Raw genomic sequence first — 19,506 nt, forward strand, 5'->3', positions numbered from 1 at the left:
CGACCACCCGTCCAACACAATGTGGTGGTTGGTCAGCACGAACCGGTACTGGTCGGCCCCCGTGCGAATCAACGCCGCCCGAAAGGCCGGCTGATTACCCAACTCGCACACTGCAAGACGCTCGGCCGCGCACACCTGCGCAATCTGATCCTCGGTATCGAGCTCGACGTACTGCCAGGGCACCACCGGTTCATCGAGGATGATCTGAACCGGGGCGTCGTACTGCTGGGAGAATCGGGCCGCCAGGTTGGGGTGGCGCGCCACCACCGCCTGCACCGCCTCATGCAACCGGTCGGGATCCAGCGGACCGCTCAAACTCACATACAGCTGGACCGCATACACATCGTCGCCACCCAGCGCCGCACTGGCGTGAAACAACAACCCCTGCTGCAGAGGAGTCAGCGGCAGAACATCAGCTATCCGCATACTGCCGCCGGCAGGGGCCGATTTGGTCTTGGCCCGCACGGCCGGTGCCTGCGGCGGGGCGGCCGCCGGCTGCGGGCGAGCCTCTTCTCCTCCGGCGCGCAACGCCAACTGGGCAACCGTGGGCGCCTCGAACAACGCCCGCACTGACAGGCGGGTGTTCAGACCGGTATTGACCGCCGCGATCAGGCGCATCGCCGACAGCGAATCCCCGCCCAGGTTGAAGAAGGAGTCGTCGACACCAACGCGGTTGACACCCAACACCTTTGCGTAGATGTCGGCCAAAACCTCCTCGACCGCGGTCGCCGGGGCACGGTAGTGACTGGCGTCCTGGAACTCCGGTGCCGGCAGGGCACGCCGGTCGAGTTTCCCGTTGACTGTCAACGGGATTGCGTCGATCACCACGATCGCGGCGGGAACCATGTACTCGGGTAGCCGCTCGGCCAGCGCCGCACGTAGCGTCGCCGGTTCGAGGTCGGCGCGGGCTCCGGTGACGTAGCCGACCAGTCGCTTTTCGCCGGGGCGGTCCTCGCGGGCGATCACGACCGCCTGCTGGACGCCCTCCTGTCCGGCCAGTACCGCGCGAACTTCACCGAGTTCGATGCGGTACCCGCGGATCTTGACCTGCTCGTCGGCGCGGCCCACATATCGCAGTTGCCCGTCGGCACCCCAGTAAACGAGATCCCCGGTGCGATACATGCGGGCCCCCGACCCGCCGAACGGGCACGGCACAAACCGCGACCCTGTCAGCGCCGCGCGGCCCAGATAGCCGACGCCGACGCCGTGGCCGGCGACGTACAACTCGCCCGCCACGCCAGGTGGCACCGGCCGCAGCCAGTTGTCCAGCACGAATAACGCAGCGCCCCCGATGGGTGGACCGATGGGCACCGCCCCCGACCCGGCGGTCAGCGGCGCGCTCAACGCCACATCGACCGTTGTCTCGGTGGGCCCGTATGCGTTGATCATGACGCGCCCTGGCGACCACTGATCCACCAGTGACGTCGGACAGGGCTCCGCGCCGATGATCAACGACACCGATTCGAGGACGCCGGGCGAAAGCATCCCGACCTCGGACGGGGTGGTGCTGAACACGTTGACGTGTTCGGCGACCAAGAGGGCCTGGAGGTCTTCGGGTACGCGGGCCACCGACTCGGGTACCACGGCCAACCGGCCACCACCCAGCAGCGCGCCGAAGATCTCCTGGATCGACACATCGAAGCCGTAAGACCGGCACTGCGACCAGACCCGAGCCGGCGGCAGAGGCGTCGCGTGCAGCGCATCCATCAGTTGGGCGACGTTGCGATGGCTGACGGCAACACCTTTGGGCACTCCGGTGGTGCCGGAGGTGTAGATCACATACGCCATGTCGTCGGGTGAGGGCCCCGCCGAAGCGGTGTTGGGCTGGCGGCCGATGGCGGGATCGTTGACGTCGACAATACGCAGGGCCTGCCCTGCCAGCCGCTGCGCCAATTCGGAATTGGTGATCGCGGCTACCGGCGCTGCGTCATCGAGCACCAGCTGCATGCGCGCTGACGGCGCGGCGGGGTCGATCGGCACGTACGCCGCCCCGGTCTTGAGCACCGCCAGAATCGACACGATCGCGTCAGCCGATCGCGGCAGTAACAGTGCGACCCGTTCACCGGGACCAATACCCTTGTCCACCAACAACTGTGCGAAGCGGTTGCTGGCCTCATCGAGCTCGCGATAGGTCATCGAGCGGCCCCGGAAGCTCAGCGCAGGCGCATCCGGGTCACGCGCCACCTGCGCCGCGAACAACTCAGGAATCGATGATGACGTGGACGCCGGCTGGTCCAGCACCGCCCGGTTGCCCCAGCGATCCAGCAGCGCGTGCTCGTCGGCCTCCAGCAAGTCCATGGCCGAAAGCGGTTGGGCCGGATCGACGATCATGTCGGCCAAGACTCGCTGGAGTCGCGTGATCAGCGATTCAATGGCCGCGGCGTCGAACACCTCGGTGTCGTATTCGACGCGCAGTGTCAGTTCGTCGCCCGGGATCGCCTGAACGGACAATGGGTAGTGGTTGTATTCGTGGTGCGCGAAGTTCGTGACGGCAAGGCCGTCGCTACCCGAGAGCTTGGCGGCATCAATCGGATAGTTCTCGTACACGAAGAACGTGTCAAACAAGTGGTCTTGACCCGTCACACGGTGAATCTCGTTGAGCGCCAGGTGCTGATGATCCAATGTCTGGGCGTAATCGTTCTGCAGTTGCTCCAGCAGTCCGGCGGTGGTGGTCGTCGCGTCAATGCTCACCCGCACCGGCACCGTATTGATCAGCAGACCCACCATCGAGCCGGAGCCCAGCACCTCATCCGGGCGACCCGACACCGTCGTACCGAACGCAACATCACGCTGACCCGTCAGCGACATCAACACCCGCGCATAAGCACCCTGCAGCACCGTGCTGACGGTCGTATGACATGACCGCGCGAGCTCACCGAGTGCACGGGTGGCGTCCTCGGACACCTGGAAAGACGCCACACTGCGTCCGCCCGGCACATGTCCCGCCGGACCGACCAATGTCGGCGTGTCGAACCCGGCCAGCACCTGTCCCCATGCCGCACGCGCGGCATCGAGATCACGGCCAGTCAACCAGGTGACAAAGCGCCGATAGGGCGCCGCAGGCGGCAGCCGCTGCCCGTAATAGCTGGCGAACACCTCGCCCAGCAGGATCGGTAACGACCACCCGTCCAACACAATGTGGTGGTTGGTCAGCACGAACCGGTACTGGTCGGCCCCCGTGCGAATCAACGCCGCCCGAAAGGCCGGCTGATTACCCAACTCGCACACCGCAAGACGCTCGGTGGCGCACAGCTGCGCGATCTGATCCTCGGTATCGAGCTCGACGTACTGCCAGGGCACCACCGGTTCATCGAGGATGATCTGAACCGGGGCGTCGTACTGCTGGGAGAATCGGGCCGCCAGGTTGGGGTGGCGCGCCACCACCGCCTGCACCGCCTCATGCAACCGGTCGGGATCCAGCGGACCGCTCAAACTCACATACAGCTGGACCGCATACACATCGTCGCCACCCAGCGCCGCACTGGCGTGAAACAACAACCCCTGCTGCAGAGGAGTCAGCGGCAGAACATCAGCTATCCGCATACTGCCGCTGAAGTTCGTCGATCTGCTCCTGGGTCAGCGAGGCAGCGATATCCGACGGTGTCAGCCCACCACCGCCGCTCAGCACATGCGCGCAGATACCGGTCAAGGCGTCAAACCACAACTGGCTCAAGCGATTAACCTGCGCCTGGTTCAATGCCGACGGCGCCCACGTCCACGCCGCGGACAAGCACGGCCCCGCATCGGTGTCCACCGTGCCGGCATTGAGTTCCAAGGTATGCATCAGCGGAATCGGCGGCTTCACGCTCGGACTGATATTCGCCAAGCCGTCCCAGCAGATCTGCCATGTGTCACCGGATGTTTCAGCCGACGTCGCACCCTGACGCCCCAGGTAGTTGAAGCCGATCACCGGGTCGGGTCCTTCCAAGTCGACCTCGGGGTTCAGATAACGCAGGGCTCCGTAGTTCAGGCCCTCAGGCAGTCCCCGGAGCTGTTCCTTGGCGGCTTTGATCACCGCGCCCAGCCTCGCGTCGCCGGCTACCACCTGCGCCCAGCTCAATCCGCCCACTTCAAGTGCCACCGGATACTTGGCGGTGAACCAGCCCACCGTGCGCGACAGGTCGACCGGCTCGCCCGCGGCGGCCACCAACTCTTCGTCGCGCCCGTGCCCCTCGACATCGATGGCGATCGGTGCCCCACCGGTGCCCAGGAATTCCGTTGCTGCCAAAGCGAATGCGATCAGCATGATCTCGTGCACGCCGGCGTGGAACGCCGCCGGCACCTCGCCGAGCAGTGTCTGAGTGGTCTCGATATCGAGAACTGCCGCGAGGTTCCCCGCGGTCACAAACGTGTCCACGAAGGGATCCACTTCGGGCAGTGCGGCAGGCGTCGCCGCGATCTCCCGCCAGACATCCGCCTCAGCCACCACATCGGCGCGCTGTGCGTGCTCATCGAGCAGCGATGCCCAGCGGGCGAAAGATGTCCCCGGCTCCGGCAGGGCTACCGGCTCGCCGGCGCGGTGCTGAGCCCAGGCGAAATTGAGGTCCTCCAAGAGGATCCGCCAGGACACCCCATCGATCGCCAGATGGTGAATGATCGCCACCAGGCGACTCGTCGAGGTCACCCACACCGCGCTCAGCATGACGCCCGCAGCCGGGTTCAACTGCGTTCCGGCATGCAATAGCGCGTCGTCGGTCAGCACGTCGACCGTGTGCAGGCGCGAACGGGCATCTACCGAGCCGGCCTCGGGCACCTCCAGCGACCAGCTGCCGGCGTCGTCGCGGTCGACCCGCAGCCGCAACATGGCGTGCCGATCCAGCAAGAGCTGCAGCATGTCCAGCACATCGGCTTCGGTGGTGCCCACCGGAGCCTGCACCACCACTGTCTGGTTGAAGTGGGCAACGGGGCTGCCCGCGGCCTCCAGGCTCTCGAGCCACCGAATGATCGGGGTGGCAATCACCGGACCGACTCCGCCGGCGTCCAAAGCGGACTCGGCGTCGATCACCGCGGCCACCTGAGCCAACCGGGCGACGGTCTGCTCGACGAACACATCACGCGGGCGGCACAGCACGCCGGCCGCCCGCGCACGCGCCACCACCTGCATTGACAGGATGCTGTCGCCGCCCAGCTCGAAGAACGACTCGTCCACCCCGACTCGTTCCAAACCGAGTACCTGGGCGTAGATCCCGGCCAGGATCTCCTCCACCGCGTCGGCCGGGGCGCGATACGAATCGGCGTCCTGATACTCCGGCGCCGGCAGCGCCTTGGTGTCGAGTTTTCCGTTGACCGTCAGTGGCAACGCATCGATAGCGACCACGGCGGCCGGAACCATGTAGGCCGGCAGATTCTCAGCCACCGCGGCGCGTGCCGTCGCCGTGTCCGCGGACCCGGTGATGTACGCCACCAATCGCTTGTCACCGGCACGGTCCTCGCGAGCGATCACCACCGCCTGCTCGACACCATCCAGTTCGCTGAAAGCAGACTGGATTTCACCGAGTTCGATGCGATAGCCGCGGATCTTGACCTGCTCGTCGGCGCGCCCGATGTACTCGAGCTCGCCGCTGGCGTTCCACCGCACCAGGTCACCGGTGCGATACATCCGCGCCCCCGGCGCCCCGAACGGGCAAGCCACAAAACGTGTTCCGGACAACCCGGGCCGGCCCACATAGCCGTAGGCCAGGCCGGACCCGGCCACATACAGTTCGCCGACCACGCCCGCGGGCACCGGCTGCAACCAGCCGTCGAGCACGAAGAAGCCCAGGTTGGCCAGCGGGCGCCCGATCGGGCTGACGTTCGGAACCGCCACAGTATCCGCTTGAGCGATCTCCCGGAACGACGCGTGCACGGTCGTCTCGGTGATGCCGTACATGTTGATCATTCGCGGCGAGCCAAGATGGCTCTGCATCCAGGCCCGAAGTCTGTGTGGTTCAAGGGCTTCGCCGCCGAACACCACAGCCTTGAGCGCCAGTTGGTTCGACTCGGTTGACGCCGCGTCAATGCTCTGCAGCGCGTAGAACGCCGTCGGGGTCTGGCTGAGGATGTCGACGTGTTCGGACACCAACAAGGCGTGGAAGTCTTCCGGCGAGCGCACCACTGCGTCGGGAACCACGACCACCCGGCCGCCGTAGAGCAGGGCGCCCCAGATCTCCCACACGGAGAAATCGAAGGCCAGAGAATGGCACTGCGTCCAAACCTGCTCTGCGAGTTCCATATCGGTGGCCAGCGCCTCGAGCAGGCGAGTCACGTTATGGTGCGGGATCGCCACGCCCTTGGGCGTTCCGGTGGTGCCCGACGTATAGATGACGTATGCGATGCCGTCCGGAGCCGGTGCCGGCAGCGCCGTATCGGGTTGGCCGGCAACGGCGGGATCGTCGAACTCGACGACCATCAGGTCCCGTCCGTCGAAACGCGGGCGCAGCTCGGACGTGGTGATGGCAGCGATCGGTGCGGCATCGTCCAGCACGAATTGCATCCGCGCCTCGGGCACCGTCGGATCGATGGCGAGATAGGTCGCCCCGGTTTTCAGCACCGCCAGGATTGCCACGATCGCCTCGGCCGAGCGCGGCAGCAACAACGCCACGCGCTGCCCGGCGCCTGCACCGTGAGCTGTCAGCAAGTGGGCGTACCGGTTGGACGTCTCGTCGAGCTGACGATACGTCCAGGACTGTTCTCCGCATCGCAGTGCCACTGCGTCCGGGACGCGAGCCACCTGCGCGGCAAATGCCGCGGGAATCGACACCGGCGCACTCAGCGGCTCGGCCAGCACTGCCCGATTGCCCCACGCCGCAAGCGAATCGCGCTCTGCGGCGTCCAGCACATCGATCGTTGAGAGTCGCCGCGTCGGGTCGGCGGTCATTGCCACCAGCACCTGCACCAAGCGCCTGGTCACCTCGGCGGCATCCCAGCCAGAGAAAACGTGCCCGCTGCCCAGCGTGCTGAGGAAGAGGTCGTCGCCGAGCCCGGAGAAGGTCAAGCCGGAGCTCCCCGCAAGGCCAGAGTCCGTCATCGACGCCGAAGCGGGCACACCGCCGAAGTCCAAGGTGAATGCGGCGGGAAAGAAGTTGATGGCCATCCGGTCGGCGGATTGCGTACCGCGTTCGAGCGCGTGTACCGGGAATCGCTGATGCTGCAGCGCTTCCTGGATTCGCGTGTCGACTTGCTTACAGAAATCACGGACCGAGGATTCGGCCGGCGTGCGCAACACCAGCGGCACCAACCCCGCGGCCATCCCGGGCAGGGTTTTCAACTCGGGCCGGATTCGACGGTTGACGGGGAAGTCGAACACCACCTCCGAGCCCTCGGAGGAGCGGCCGCGCACCAGCAGTGCGCTGGCGGCGGCGATGACGGAGGTTCGGGGGATGTCCCAGACGTGGGCGAGATCGTCCACCCCGCGAAGGACGGCCGGATCCAGCCGGACCGCCGCCGAACGCCAACCGGGATCGGCTTCCCCGACGGCTTCTGGCGCCCCAGCGCCCGATCCACTGGCCGACGGAAGGTGCTCGGTCCAGTACGCCTGATCCGCGCGGTAGTCGCTGGATTCCTCGTATTCCAATTCGCACTCGAGCAGTTCCGTCAAGGAACCGAAGAATGCGGGAGGAATGAGATCTCCCGCAATAGTGGCAGAGTAAATCGATGCGACGCGATTAACGAGCAACCAAATTCCGGCACCATCAATGACAATGTGATGAAAACAACCGAAAATATAAAATTCGGAGGGTCCAGCCTCGAATAGCGCGTATTTAAACAGCGGGCCGGTGAACGGCATCGGCGTGCGCTGGATCGACAGCGCGATCCGCTGTACCTCCTCGGCGGGATCGCTCGCGCCGCTGACGTCGTAGAAATCCAGGTCGATCTCGGGGTAATCGATCAACCGCTGGAAGACCTGGCCATCCTCCTCGAAGAATGCGGCCCGCACCGGTTCGGCCTCGCGGGTCGCGCGTTGCAGCGCCCACTCGATGGCGTCGCGTTCCAGCGCGCCTTCGACCTTGAGCAGCATGCCAAGCTGCCAGTCTGTCTCGCCGCCACCCGTTTCCTGCGACAGCCAGATATCCAGCTGCGCCCGCGTCAGCGGAAGCGCGTCCTCGTTGAACTCCATCAAAACTCCCAGAACCAAAACGTTCGATTAGTCAGACGCTCGGCTACCTGCCAGCCGGTCGCGCAGACTTTTCGGCCGAATGTCGGGCCAGTTCTGTTCGATGTAGTCCAGGCACGCAGCGCGGTCGGCTTCGCCGTACACAACCCGCCAGCCGGCCGGGACGTCGGCGAACGTCGGCCACAGGCTGTGCTGCTCCTCGTCGTTGACCAAAACGACGAACGTGCCCTCGTCGTCATCGAACGGATTGGTGCTCACTGCAGCTCCCGACACACTCGTCAATTTGGGTAGAACAAGTTCCAAACCATACTGGCTGGGTATGACCCATGTCACGAAGTTGGTTGTGACTCACATCACGAGCAGCAACCTTCTGTGGAATGGCACACCTTTCTGACAGCGGTTGCCACTGGTTTCTCTCAGATGGCGCCCCTTGCGTGCGCCTTTGTGGCATTTCGCGTCCGCGCCGTGAGTCTGCCCAGGCGGCGCACAATCTAGCTACGATCCGTAGTGCAGCCACGCCAGCAAGCACCGAGTGGGCACTCGCCGGTTACCGGACCCGCCCGGCTTGGCCCTGGCGGACGAAATCCTCCAACTGATCGGCGGCGGCCGCGGCACTTCGCGCAGGTTCGGTGATCCGGGTGGCGAGGTCACGCGCCCGGGCGACGTAATCGGGAGCAAGGATGGCGCGCAGATCGGCCACCAACGACTCCTCCGTGACGGTGGAAAAGCGCCGCGCGGTGCCCACCTTCAGCCGCTTCACCGCGGCACCGTAGATCGCGTGAACGAGGTCCCAGAACAGGATCAGTTGCGGAACTCCCGCACGCATCCCGATGGGCGTTGTGCTCGAGCCGCCGTGGTGGACGACCGCGCGGCAGGCGGGGAAGACGGTCGCGTAGTTCATCAAGCCGACCACTTTGACACGCTCGGAATGCGGAGCATTACTGAAGTCGGTGCCAGCCGCGCCGACTAGCGCCCGCTCCCCCAGCCGCGCACATGCCGCGTCAATCATCGCGATCGTGTCGGACGGCGATTCGACCGGAATGCTGCCGAAGCCGAAGAAGATCGGCGGGGTGCCCGAAGCGATCCATGACGCCACCTCGTCATCGGTGTCGGTGGCCAGTTCCAGCGTCAGAGTCCCGACAAACGGGCGCTGAGCAGCACTTTGCGCCCAATCAGCCGCGAGGCCGGGAAAGCACGCCTCGTCGTAGGCCTGGATTTCCAGCGACCCGCGCTCGGTGATCCGCCGTGGTGCGGAGTGGGTCGCCTTCGGTAGCCCCAGTTCGGCGCGCTGGACGTCCTCGACTTTTTTGGTTCCGCGCCAGGACACCCACCAGAACGCCTGGACTATCGCCCGGCCGACCGGGGCAGGCAGGAACGGCAGCACCTGGGCGTTGGGGCGCAACGGGAAGTAGTGCAGGGTGGCCATCGGAATGCCGAAGTGCTCAGCGACATTGGCCGCGGCATCTTCGAAGTTGATACCGCTGAATATCAAATCGGCCCCGTCGGCCAATTCCATCAGCGTCGCGCTCATCTCCTGCCAACCCCGGAATAGGGGGCCGGCGATTTCACTGCGCGCTTTCGCCATCCGCCGGAGTTTCCACGGGCTACTGAAGAAGCACGTCCAGTAATCGCGGTGCGCATCCAGTATCGACCGCGAGTTCGGCCCGAATCCGACCGTGTGCGGCACCGCCGCCTGGGTGAATTCGATCAGGTCCGGCGGCACCGCCATGCAGACGTCATGCCCGCGGCGGACCAGCTCGCGACCGACGGCTGCGCTGGGCTCGATATCGCCGCGACTTCCCCAGGTTGCCAGCACGAATTTCATCGCGCGCCGACCCTTACTGCGGGGATGCGGTGCTCGCGGCGAGGAATTCGTCGAGATATCGCGGTGGCTTGAGGTTGAGCAGACGCTTACGGTCGGCCTTGAGGTCGGCGTAGGTGAGCGCCGCGACCTGCGTCGGCGAGTAGGACAGCGTCGATTCCGGGGAGCCCTTGCGGACGAATCCGACGCCCTGGTCGCACTTGAGCACGCCGACCACGAGGTCGGGGCGGGTGCTGCGGAGTTCGACGATGGCTTTCCAGACGTCGCCGTTCCAGATGCCGATCTTCAGCGGGCCCGACTGCTGCGCCATGAACTCGTCCCACGAATCTGCGCGGCGGCCGGCCAGCTCGAACGGCGGGTTGCAGTCATGCAGGAACATGACGCCGTCGTCTTTCAGGAAACGCACGGTGTTCTCGACGTCGCGCACCACCTGCTCGTAGGTGTGCAGCCCGTCGATCAACGCGACGTCGACAGGGTTCTGTTCGAGCAGCGTGGTCTCGTTCTCGAAGAAGGCGTCGCTGGTGGTCTCGAAATACTTGACGACGCGGCCCTTGGCATCGGCGAGCTCGCGGGTGCGCTCGGTCAGCCGGAACGCCGGGTCGACAGCGAGCTTCACGTCGGCGCTGATCCGCTGGAACGCTTGTCCGCGGGAGACGCCGATCTCCAGGTACACGGGGTTGGACCGCATGGCGAGTGCCTGTTGCACGGCCCTGATCCGGTTCACGCCTGGCATTGCGTCTGCCAACATGACCAGGCCGCTGTTGAAACTGACGCCGTTGATATTCACGCGAGGTTCCTACCACAAAGGGGTTGCGCGGCATGAGGGTTTCAGCTCACTAACCGGTGGGCGTAAGAATGGTCGACTATGTCGCGTTCATTCGAGATCGTCACCGAATCAGCCGCCAGCGTCGACCAGATTCATGCGGCGTTCGTTCGCGAGGACTACTGGCGGGATCGCGTCGCCGGAGACGGCTCATCCACCTTGGACTCGTTGCGTGTCGATGCCGACGGTGTCGTGGACGTGCAGATCACTCAGCACCTCGGTCGCCAGATCCTGCCCGCCTTGGTGGCGAATTTCGTCCCCGGCGACCTCAAGCTGGTCTACCGCGAGACTTGGCGCCCAACCGGTGACGGCACGGTGCGCGGGCAGAGCCGCGTGCTGGCGTCCGGCGGGCTGGGTTCCACGCGTGCGGAGAACTGGCTGACGCCGACGGGCGCCGCGTCTCAACTACGCGCCACCGGAAAAGTGGAAGTCAAGATCCCGTTGGTGGGCGGCAAACTCGAGAAGTCGATCGGCTCAAGTCTGGAGGCGAGCATCCCCGCGACGCTGCGCTACACCACCAGGTGGATCGCCGAACACACCTAAAGCACCGCTTATTGACGGGCGCGAATGTAAGAATGCCTCGACCGCAGCGCGTCCGCTCTTCAAGTAGGTAGGTGATCTTGCGCCAGGCGCAGAGCGTTAGCCCTACCGACAACCAGCCGACTGCGCGCTCAGAACAGAAGACTTTTCGCACGGATATCGAGGGCCTGCGCGCCGTCGCCGTCGTGGCTGTCGTGCTGTTTCACGCATCGGTTCCCGGGCTGAGCGGGGGCTACGTCGGCGTCGACGTGTTCTTCGTGATCTCCGGGTTCCTGATCACCGGGTTGCTCTGGCGCGAGGTCAGTAGCACCGGCACGGTACGGCTGCGCAGCTTCTACGGCGCGCGCGCCCGCCGGCTGCTGCCGGCGTCGGCCACCGTCGGCGTCATCACCATGATCGGCTCCGCACTCCTGCTCCCGCCACTGCAGGCGGGGCCCGCGATCAGCGACGGCATCGCCAGCGCGCTTTACGTCAGCAACTACCAATTCGTCATGCGGGGCGTCGACTACTTCGCCAATAACGTGACGCCGTCGCCGTTCTTGCACTACTGGTCCCTGGGCGTCGAAGAGCAGTTCTATCTGGTGTGGGCACCGATGCTGCTCGGCACGGCCTGGCTGATCCGGTTGGCGCGCCGGGCCCGCCGCCGGCCGACGGCTGACGCCATCGCCTCCAAGCGCCCGTTCGTGGTGCTGCTCGCGGTGGTCGCGTTCCTGTCCTTTGCGCTCTCGTTCTTGGGGACATACATCGTGCCCGCAGCGGCCTTCTATTCACTGCCGACCCGGGCGTGGCAACTGGCGGCCGGCGGCCTGGTGGCGCTGACCGCGATTCACTGGCAACGCCTGTCACCACGAGTCGGCCTGACCGTCGGCTGGGCCGGACTGGCCCTGATCCTGCTGGCCTGTGTCTGGTTTACCCCGAAGACTCTCTACCCGGGTGCCGCAGCCCTGCTGCCCACCCTGGGCGCGGCGCTGGTCATCGGCGCCGGCTGCGCCACCCCCACGCAAGGGGCTGGTCGCCCGCTCGGACTACCGCCGATGCGCGCCATCGGCCGCATCTCCTACTCATGGTACCTATGGCACTGGCCGGTGCTGATACTCGCTCCGTTCGTGCTGGGCCATCAACTCGGGTTGGCGGCCCGCGTCACCGCAGCGCTGCTGTCCGCCGGGCTCGCGTGGCTGACCACGCGCTACCTGGAGAACCCCCTGCGGTTCGCCCCGAAGATCCGTAACTCCGCCTGGCGCAGCCTCGGATTGGGCGCGGGAGCCACCGTCATCGCGGTGTGTGTCGGGGTGACGCTGCTCAAGGTGATGCCAACCCCGGTCGGGCACGGTGCCGCCGCGAAACCACTGAGCTTCGGCGCAATTCCCGTCCCCGCCGACGCTTCACTCGGCACTTACGACACTGCGGTACAACAGACCTTTGCGCGCGTGCAGGCGTCGGTGGCCGCATCGGCCGGCGTCACATCGATCCCCTCCAACCTGACACCGCCGCTCTGGGAGGCATACGCCGAGAAGGCCGACCTCGCGTACAACGGCTGTCTGCGTGAGCCATTCGAGAGTGGACAGCCCGAATGCGCGATGGGAGACACCGGCTCATCGACGACGGTCGCCCTGATCGGCGATTCGCACGCCGCAATGTGGACCCCGGCGTTCCAGCAGGTCGCCACCCAACGGCACTGGCGGCTCGAGATGCTGGCCAAGGGCGCGTGCCCGCTGCTGGATCTGCCGATCACCAACCCGCTGAGTCGCCTGGCTGAGTTGTTCGAACACTGCGCTCAGTGGCGCGGTCAGATTCTCGATCGGTTGGCATCCGAACGCCCGCGGCTGATCGTGCTGAGCCTGTGGCGCGGCTACGGCACCGGGGAATCGCTGTCCGGATACCACGCCTACGACAGCGCATGGATCGCTGGCTTCACCCGTCTGGTTCAACGCCTGCGCGCGACGGGTGCTCAGGTGCTGGTGCTCGGCCCCATCCCGGATCCGCACTTCCACGTGCCGGTGTGCCTGTCGGGCAACCTCGACAACGTGCTTGCCTGCACACCGAACCGCTCCGCCGCGGTCAACGAATCAGGCATCGCCGCCGAAGCCGCCGCCACCAAGGCCGGCGGGGCGCAATACGTCGACACCACGGACCTGTTCTGCACTGCCGAACGCTGCCCGGTCATCGTCGACAACACCCTGGTCTACCTCGACGAGAACCACATGACGCTCGAATACTCACGAGCGCTGGCCCCCGTGGTCGCGGCGCTGGCCGACCGCGCACTCGCGCACAACTAGCGGGGAACAGACGCAAACCGCCTCTGGCACTCGCGCGCAAGTGTAAGAATGCCTCGACTCAATTGACGTGTTCGCTGATTATGCAGGTAGGTGACATTGGCCCACGCCGACAGCCTCAGGGCTAGCGAAGGACAGCAAAGTCGGCGCTCCGAACAGGACTACTTCCGCCCGGACATCGAGGGCTTGCGCGCCGTTGCCGTCCTGGGCGTCGTCATGTTTCACGCTGCAATCCCCGGCATCCGTGGCGGCTACGTCGGGGTCGACGTCTTCTTCGTCATCTCCGGGTTCCTGATCACCGGCCTGCTCTGGCGTGAAGTGAGCGGAACCGGCAGCGTGCGGCTGCGCAAGTTCTACGGCGCGCGCGCCCGCCGGCTGCTGCCGGCGTCGGCCACCGTCGGGATCATCACGATGATCGCGTCGGTATTCCTGCTGGCGCCGCTGCGGGTCCCCACGGTCCTCTACGACGGCATCGCCAGCGCGCTCTACGTCGGCAATTACTGGTTCATTCTCGACAACATCAACTACTTCGCCGACTCCCTGACGCCCTCACCCTTCCTGCACTACTGGTCGTTGGGTGTCGAGGAACAGTTCTATCTGGTGTGGGCACCGCTGATCCTCGGCACGGCGTGGTGCATCCGGAGGTTCCGACGGAAAAGGACGCGCGCCATCGCCTCGTCGCGGCGTCCCTATCTGGTCGTCCTCAGTCTGGTCGCCGCCATCTCCTTTGCCATGTCGCTGGTAATCACCTACGTCATCCCCGCCATGGCATTCTTTTCACTGGCCACCCGCGCATGGCAATTGGCAGTCGGCGGACTGGTCGCGCTGACCGCCATTCACTGGCAACGGCTGAACCCGCGGCACGCAGCAATCGGCGCGTGGGCCGGGCTGGCCATGATCGTGATCGCCTGCGTGTGGTTCACCTCGACTACGCCATTCCCGGGTACCGCCGCGCTGCTGCCCACCCTCGGTGCGGTGCTCGTGATCGGCGCGGGTTGCGCCACACCCACGCAGGGCTGCGGACAGTTCCTGAGCACGTCGCCGATGCGCGCGGTCGGCCGCATCTCCTACTCGTGGTACCTGTGGCACTGGCCGGTGCTGGTCCTCGCACCCGCACTGCTCGGCCACCAGCTGGGGCTGGCCGAACGAATCATCGCAGCCCTGCTCGCCGCTGGGCTGGCATGGCTGACTCTTCGCTATCTGGAAAACCCGCTGCGCTTCACCCCGAAGATCCGCGACTTCCCGTGGCGCAGCCTCGGCGTCGGCGCGGTCGCTACCCTGGTCGCGGTCTTTGTCGGCATAGGGCTGCTGAAGGTCGTGCCCACCCCGGTCGGGCAGGGCGCACCGATCACTCCCGTGGCCTTCACCGCCGCGCAACCGTTACCCACCGGCTCGACCACGGCGGCCTACGACGCTGCCGTGGCGCAGACCTTCGCTGAGGTGCAGACCGTGCTCGCGGCGTCCTTGGACGCCAGGGCCGTCCCGTCAAACCTGAACCCGCCGCTGGACAAGCTCAGCGGTGAGCAGCGCAACCTCACCTACAACGGCTGCCTGCGCAACCCGTACGAAAGCGGGCAGCCTGAGTGCGCAATGGGTGACACCACGTCGACGACCAGCGTCGCCCTCATCGGGGACTCACACGCCGCGATGTGGACTCCGGCATTCCAACAGATTGCCGCCCAACAACATTGGCGACTAGACATGATGGCCAAGGAAGCCTGCCCAATCATGGACGTAGCTGTGGGCACCGCTTTCCGTCGTCTGATCGAAGATTTTCAGCACTGCGAGGAATGGCGGGCCGAGGTCATGGCCCGGCTGAAGGCCCAACCTCCTCGACTCGTCGTGGTGAGCGTGTTCCGCGGGTACGGGGTCGATGAAGTCATGACCGGATTCAAGGCATACAACCCCGCCTGGATCGACAGCCTCACCCGGCTCGTGCGACAAATCCGCGACATCGGCTCGCGGGTACTGGTGCTCGGTCCGATCCCGGGTCCGCATTCGAACGTGCCGATCTGCCTATCCGGCCACCTCGACGACGCGACAGCCTGCGCGCTGTCCCGGTCAGCCGCCGTGGACCAATCCGGCATCGCCGCCGAAGCGGCCGCCACCACCGCAGGCGGGGGTCAATACGCCGACCTCACTGACCTGTTCTGCACCGCACAACGCTGCCCGGTCATCGTCGGCAACACGTTGATCTATATGGATGTCAGCCACTTGTCGATTCCCTACGCGCGACAGTTAGCACCGGCCATCGGGGCGCTGACCGACCGCACGCTGGCCTACGGTCACTAATCAGGAGGCTTTACCTTGTCACCATCCGTGCTGATCACCGGCGGGGCAGGATTCATCGGGTCCGCGCTCGCGCGGCGTCTCGTAGAAGCTGACTACGACGTCGCCGTCATGGACATCCTGCACCCGCAGGTACACGCCGAGGGCGCAACGATCGACCTCCCGTCGTCGGTGCGGTTGTTCACCGGCGACGTCACTCACGCGGCGGACTGCGACGCTGCGCTCCGACTGTTCAAGCCTTCTCAGATCGTGCATCTTGCGGCCGAAACCGGCACGGCACAGTCACTTTCGGAAGCCACCCGCCATGGTTCGGTCAATGTCGTCGGAACGACGCAAGTGCTCGACGCATTGAGCCGCTGCGGACATGTGCCCGACCAGTTGGTGCTGGCGTCGTCGCGCGCCGTCTACGGCGAGGGCGCCTGGCAGTCCGGCGACGACGTGTTCTACCCGCTGCCTCGCAGCCATGCCCAACTGGTCGCAGGCCAGTGGGATCCCCAGGGTCCCAACGGTGCTGCCGCTGAGCCGCTCGCCAGCAGTGCAGTCCGCACCGAGCCGCGGCCGACCAACATCTACGCCGCGACCAAACTCGCCCAGGAGCACATCTTGGCGGCGTGGACGTCCGCGCACGACACCAAGCTCAGCGTGCTGCGTCTGCAAAACGTCTACGGGCCGGGCCAGTCGCTCACGAATTCCTACACCGGGATCGTCGCGCTCTTCGCACGCCTGGCCAGGGAGAAGAACGCCTTGGAGGTCTACGAAGACGGCCGGATCATGCGCGATTTCGTCTTCATCGACGACGTTGTCGAGGGGCTCTTCGCGGCGATCGAGAGCCCCGCAGCGCCGTCGCGCTACGTCGATATCGGGTCGGGTGTGCCCACGACCATCCATGAGCTGGCCCAGCAGCTCGCGGCCATCTGCGGCGCGCCCGAACCGGTGGTCGTAGGGAAGTTCCGCGACGGTGACGTGCGCGCCGCACGCTGTGACATCGATCTGGCGACGAACGAGCTCGGTTGGCGTCCCAAGTGGTCGCTCGAGGAAGGGATGCGCGCACTTCTCGACTGGATCGCAACGTCGTAGGTCCGCTGATCACAACCCGAACAGAGAGGTCAAAGTCTTGAGTTTCTCGGTTGCGACGAAGACGTCGCTACTTGGCCCGCAGCAACTCCGCTCACGCTATGGTCAATATTTGTGATCGAGCTTGACGGGGTAGCAAAGACGTTCGACGGAAACGTCCTCGCGCTGCAGGACGTGAGTTTTTCCGTCGCCACCGGGTCGATCTGTGCCCTGCTCGGTCACAACGGCGCAGGAAAGACCACCACCATCAACATCTTGTCCACGTTGACGCGGCCAACCTATGGCCAGGCGATTGTGGCCGGATACGACGTCGTCAAAGAAGCGGGCCGAGTGCGCGCTTCTATCGGCATGACTGGGCAGCACGCCGCGCTCGACTGGCAGCTCAGCGGTCGGGAGAACCTGGTGATGTTCGGCCGGCTGCACGGCATGCGTCGCAAGGACGCGCGCGCCCGGGCCGATGCGTTGATCGACCAGTTCGATCTTGCACATGCCGCTGACCGGCGCGTGGTCACGTATTCGGGTGGCATGCGGCGCCGCATCGACATTGCCGCCGCATTGGTCGTGCCGCCGAAGGTCCTCTTCCTCGACGAGCCCACGACCGGTTTGGATCCGCGCAGCCGTCGTACGGTGTGGGATCTGGTGTCGTCGTTGGCGGCCGACGGTGTGACAGTCCTGCTCACTACTCAATATCTCGAAGAGGCGGACGTACTCAGCGATTCGATCGTCGTCATCGACCACGGCCGGGTGATTGCCAGTGGCACTGCCGAAGACCTCAAGAGCCGCATGGGATTCAGCTACTGCACAGTGAGTCCGGTAGATCCCGCCGATCTGCCCAAGATCCTGGCCGTGCTCGCCGATCTCAGGGACGCCGAGGCCGATGAAGAGGCCAACACGGTGTCGGTGTTGGCAACCAACGGCGTTGCGACGCTCAGCGAGGTATTTCGCCGGGTCGACCAACTTCATATCGAGCTTGCCGACATCTCGCTGCGCAAACCGTCCCTAGACGAGGTATTCCTCCATCTCACAGGCAGCGTTACCGCGTGACCGCAGTTGCCGTTCTCACCGAACGGATCGTTCGGGAATCGCTGCGCGGTGACTTGCCGTTCGCGGTTCTCGCGCCGGCCGGCAACTTCGTCATCTTCAATCTCGCGCTGCGCAATGTGATCGACACCGGTGGGATCACCTACGCCCAGTACGTCCTGCCGGTCATCCTCGTCCAAGTGACACTGCTCGGTGCGCTGACCACCGTCGACCGCGCCGCCCGAGAACACCAGTCCGAGCTCGGGGTTCGGCTCCGCACGATGCCCCTGTCCACGTTGACACCGCTGGCAGCGCGCATGCTGTACTGCCTCGTCCGCGCAGCGATCGCGTTGCTCGCCACTCTCGGCATCGGGTACGCCTTCGGGTTCCGAATGGGCGGAGGATTCGGCTATCTGGCGGCGTTCGTCGTGCTCGTCCTGACATTCACACTGGCATTGTCGCTCGTCTCGGATGCCACCGGAGTATGGCTCTCGGGCTCTTCGATCGCCAGCGAAGGCGGCACCAGTCAAGTCCTGCTGGTGCCCCAACTGCTGCTCGTCATGCTGTCCACCGGGATGGCCCCCGTCGAGTCATTTCCTGACTGGCTGCATGGATTCGTGCAATATCAGCCAGTTTCCTTGATCACCGCAACCCTGCGACAGCTCACCGCTGGCACTATCGCCGTCGGCGACCTTGTGAGCAGCTTCGCATGGTGCATTGCATTGTTCGTGGCATGCGGAGTACTGGCTGTACGGGTGCAGAGGCGGACACAATGACCACGAACACACCACTACGGAGCTCCCTGGTCAGCGAGAGCCTGGTGTTTGCGGGCCAGCTCCTCACCCACTGGCGCCGGGCCCCGGTGGTACCGATCCAATCTGTGCTGTTCCCAACGTTTCTGCTGATCACGTACTACCTACTGGTCGGCAAGTCGATCATGCGAATCACCGGGACCGACAGCCTCTACGGTTTGGTGCCTACATGCGCCATCGCCGGCGCTTTTTCCGGGGCTCTGGCGGCCGGCCTCACTTTGTCCCTCGAGCGCGACGGCGGTCTGATCAGCCAAATGTGGGTGTTGCCGGTGCACCGCGCCAGTGCCATGACCGGCAGGCTGCTCGCAGAAGCGGTGCGCACGCTGGCAAGTACGGCCGTGATCACCGCGGTCGGCGTCGGGCTCGGACTGCGCTTCCACGGCAACTGGCTCGCTCTGCTCCTGTTTCTCTTCGTGCCGGTGATGGTCGTGATCGTCTTTGCGATGGCAGTGATTGCACTGGCGGTGCGCGCCAAGGACGGAACGGTGCTCATCTGGCTGGGCCTGCCGGCTATCACCGCGGTGTTCGCGAGTTCTGGATCTCCGCCGGTTGAATCGCTGCCCTCGTGGATGTGGCCGCTGCTCCGATTCCAGCCGATGGAGCCGATTGTCGAGACCATGCGGACACTTGCTCGAGGCGGCTTTCCGCTGGTGCCACTGTTGATCGGCGTGCTATGGACCGTTGTGGGCGCAGCCATCGTCGGGCCACTCGCGGTCCGCGGGTACCGTGCAGCTGCCGAATCCGGCGGCGCCCGCGGCTGA

The 19,506-nt window shown here is 65.4% G+C and carries 12 protein-coding genes; 7 read left to right on the forward strand and 5 right to left on the reverse strand.

The genetic code is table 11. From position 1 onward, the window contains the following. The 5 genes from CG716_RS31435 to CG716_RS26660 form a co-directional block, all read right to left on the reverse strand. On the reverse strand, positions 1 to 3,543 hold a 3,543-nt coding region (locus CG716_RS31435), incomplete at its 3' end, for a non-ribosomal peptide synthetase (protein WP_474626736.1). Next, entirely contained in the window at positions 3,530 to 8,095 is a 4,566-nt protein-coding gene (locus CG716_RS31440) for a non-ribosomal peptide synthetase (protein ID WP_110883964.1), read from the reverse strand. The genes CG716_RS31440 and CG716_RS31435, both read right to left, overlap by 14 nt. Positions 8,096 to 8,122: 27 nt before the next feature. Next, positions 8,123 to 8,350, reverse strand: a complete 228-nt coding sequence (locus CG716_RS26650) for an MbtH family protein (RefSeq protein WP_094484151.1) — start codon at positions 8,348 to 8,350, stop codon at positions 8,123 to 8,125. Positions 8,351 to 8,639: 289 nt separating this feature from the next. Next, the gene (locus CG716_RS26655) at positions 8,640 to 9,917 is read right to left on the reverse strand and encodes a glycosyltransferase (protein ID WP_094484152.1); all 1,278 of its coding nucleotides are present in this window, start codon (positions 9,915 to 9,917) and stop codon (positions 8,640 to 8,642) included. 13 nt (positions 9,918 to 9,930) lie between these two features. Next, positions 9,931 to 10,662 carry a class I SAM-dependent methyltransferase gene (locus CG716_RS26660; RefSeq protein ID WP_094484183.1) on the reverse strand — a complete coding sequence of 244 codons (732 nt, stop codon included), beginning with the start codon at positions 10,660 to 10,662 and terminating at the stop codon, positions 9,931 to 9,933. A gap of 117 nt (positions 10,663 to 10,779) precedes the next feature. On the opposite strand from CG716_RS26660, the gene CG716_RS26665 reads away from it, so the two are divergent. The 7 genes from CG716_RS26665 (at position 10,780) to CG716_RS30395 (ending at position 19,506) form a co-directional block, all read left to right on the forward strand. After that, entirely contained in the window at positions 10,780 to 11,280 is a 501-nt protein-coding gene (locus CG716_RS26665; protein WP_094484153.1) for a DUF2505 domain-containing protein, read from the forward strand. A 71-nt stretch (positions 11,281 to 11,351) separates the two neighbouring features. Further along, entirely contained in the window at positions 11,352 to 13,553 is a 2,202-nt protein-coding gene (locus CG716_RS26670; RefSeq protein WP_420093230.1) for an acyltransferase family protein, read from the forward strand. A gap of 90 nt (positions 13,554 to 13,643) precedes the next feature. After that, positions 13,644 to 15,842 carry an acyltransferase family protein gene (locus CG716_RS26675; protein ID WP_094484154.1) on the forward strand — a complete coding sequence of 733 codons (2,199 nt, stop codon included), beginning with the start codon at positions 13,644 to 13,646 and terminating at the stop codon, positions 15,840 to 15,842. Positions 15,843 to 15,869: 27 nt separating this feature from the next. Then, positions 15,870 to 16,916, forward strand: a complete 1,047-nt coding sequence (locus CG716_RS26680) for an NAD-dependent epimerase/dehydratase family protein (RefSeq protein ID WP_094484155.1) — start codon at positions 15,870 to 15,872, stop codon at positions 16,914 to 16,916. Between the two features lie 111 nt (positions 16,917 to 17,027). Next, positions 17,028 to 17,957: an efflux ABC transporter ATPase subunit, DrrA-related gene (locus tag CG716_RS26685; protein WP_094484156.1), complete on the forward strand. Its 930-nt coding sequence runs from the start codon at positions 17,028 to 17,030 to the stop codon at positions 17,955 to 17,957. Then, positions 17,954 to 18,709, forward strand: a complete 756-nt coding sequence (locus CG716_RS30390) for an ABC transporter permease (protein ID WP_165774316.1) — start codon at positions 17,954 to 17,956, stop codon at positions 18,707 to 18,709. Before CG716_RS26685 ends, CG716_RS30390 begins: the two co-directional genes overlap by 4 nt. Next, the gene (locus tag CG716_RS30395; RefSeq protein WP_165774317.1) at positions 18,706 to 19,506 is read left to right on the forward strand and encodes an ABC transporter permease; all 801 of its coding nucleotides are present in this window, start codon (positions 18,706 to 18,708) and stop codon (positions 19,504 to 19,506) included. Before CG716_RS30390 ends, CG716_RS30395 begins: the two co-directional genes overlap by 4 nt.

Origin of the sequence: Mycolicibacterium sphagni (assembly GCF_002250655.1) — a bacterium.
In the GTDB taxonomy this organism is placed as follows: Bacteria; Actinomycetota; Actinomycetes; order Mycobacteriales; family Mycobacteriaceae; genus Mycobacterium; species Mycobacterium sphagni.

Bases quoted from the DNA above. Each gene is read 5' to 3' on its own strand.
- CG716_RS31440 (WP_110883964.1), bottom strand. From the start codon at position 8,095: ATGGAGTTCAACGAGGACGCGCTTCCGCTGACGCGGGCGCAGCTGGAT.
- CG716_RS26655 (WP_094484152.1), bottom strand. From the start codon at position 9,917: ATGAAATTCGTGCTGGCAACCTGGGGAAGTCGCGGCGATATCGAGCCC.
- CG716_RS26660 (WP_094484183.1), bottom strand. From the start codon at position 10,662: ATGTTGGCAGACGCAATGCCAGGCGTGAACCGGATCAGGGCCGTGCAA.
- CG716_RS26665 (WP_094484153.1), top strand. From the start codon at position 10,780: ATGTCGCGTTCATTCGAGATCGTCACCGAATCAGCCGCCAGCGTCGAC.
- CG716_RS30395 (WP_165774317.1), top strand. From the start codon at position 18,706: ATGACCACGAACACACCACTACGGAGCTCCCTGGTCAGCGAGAGCCTG.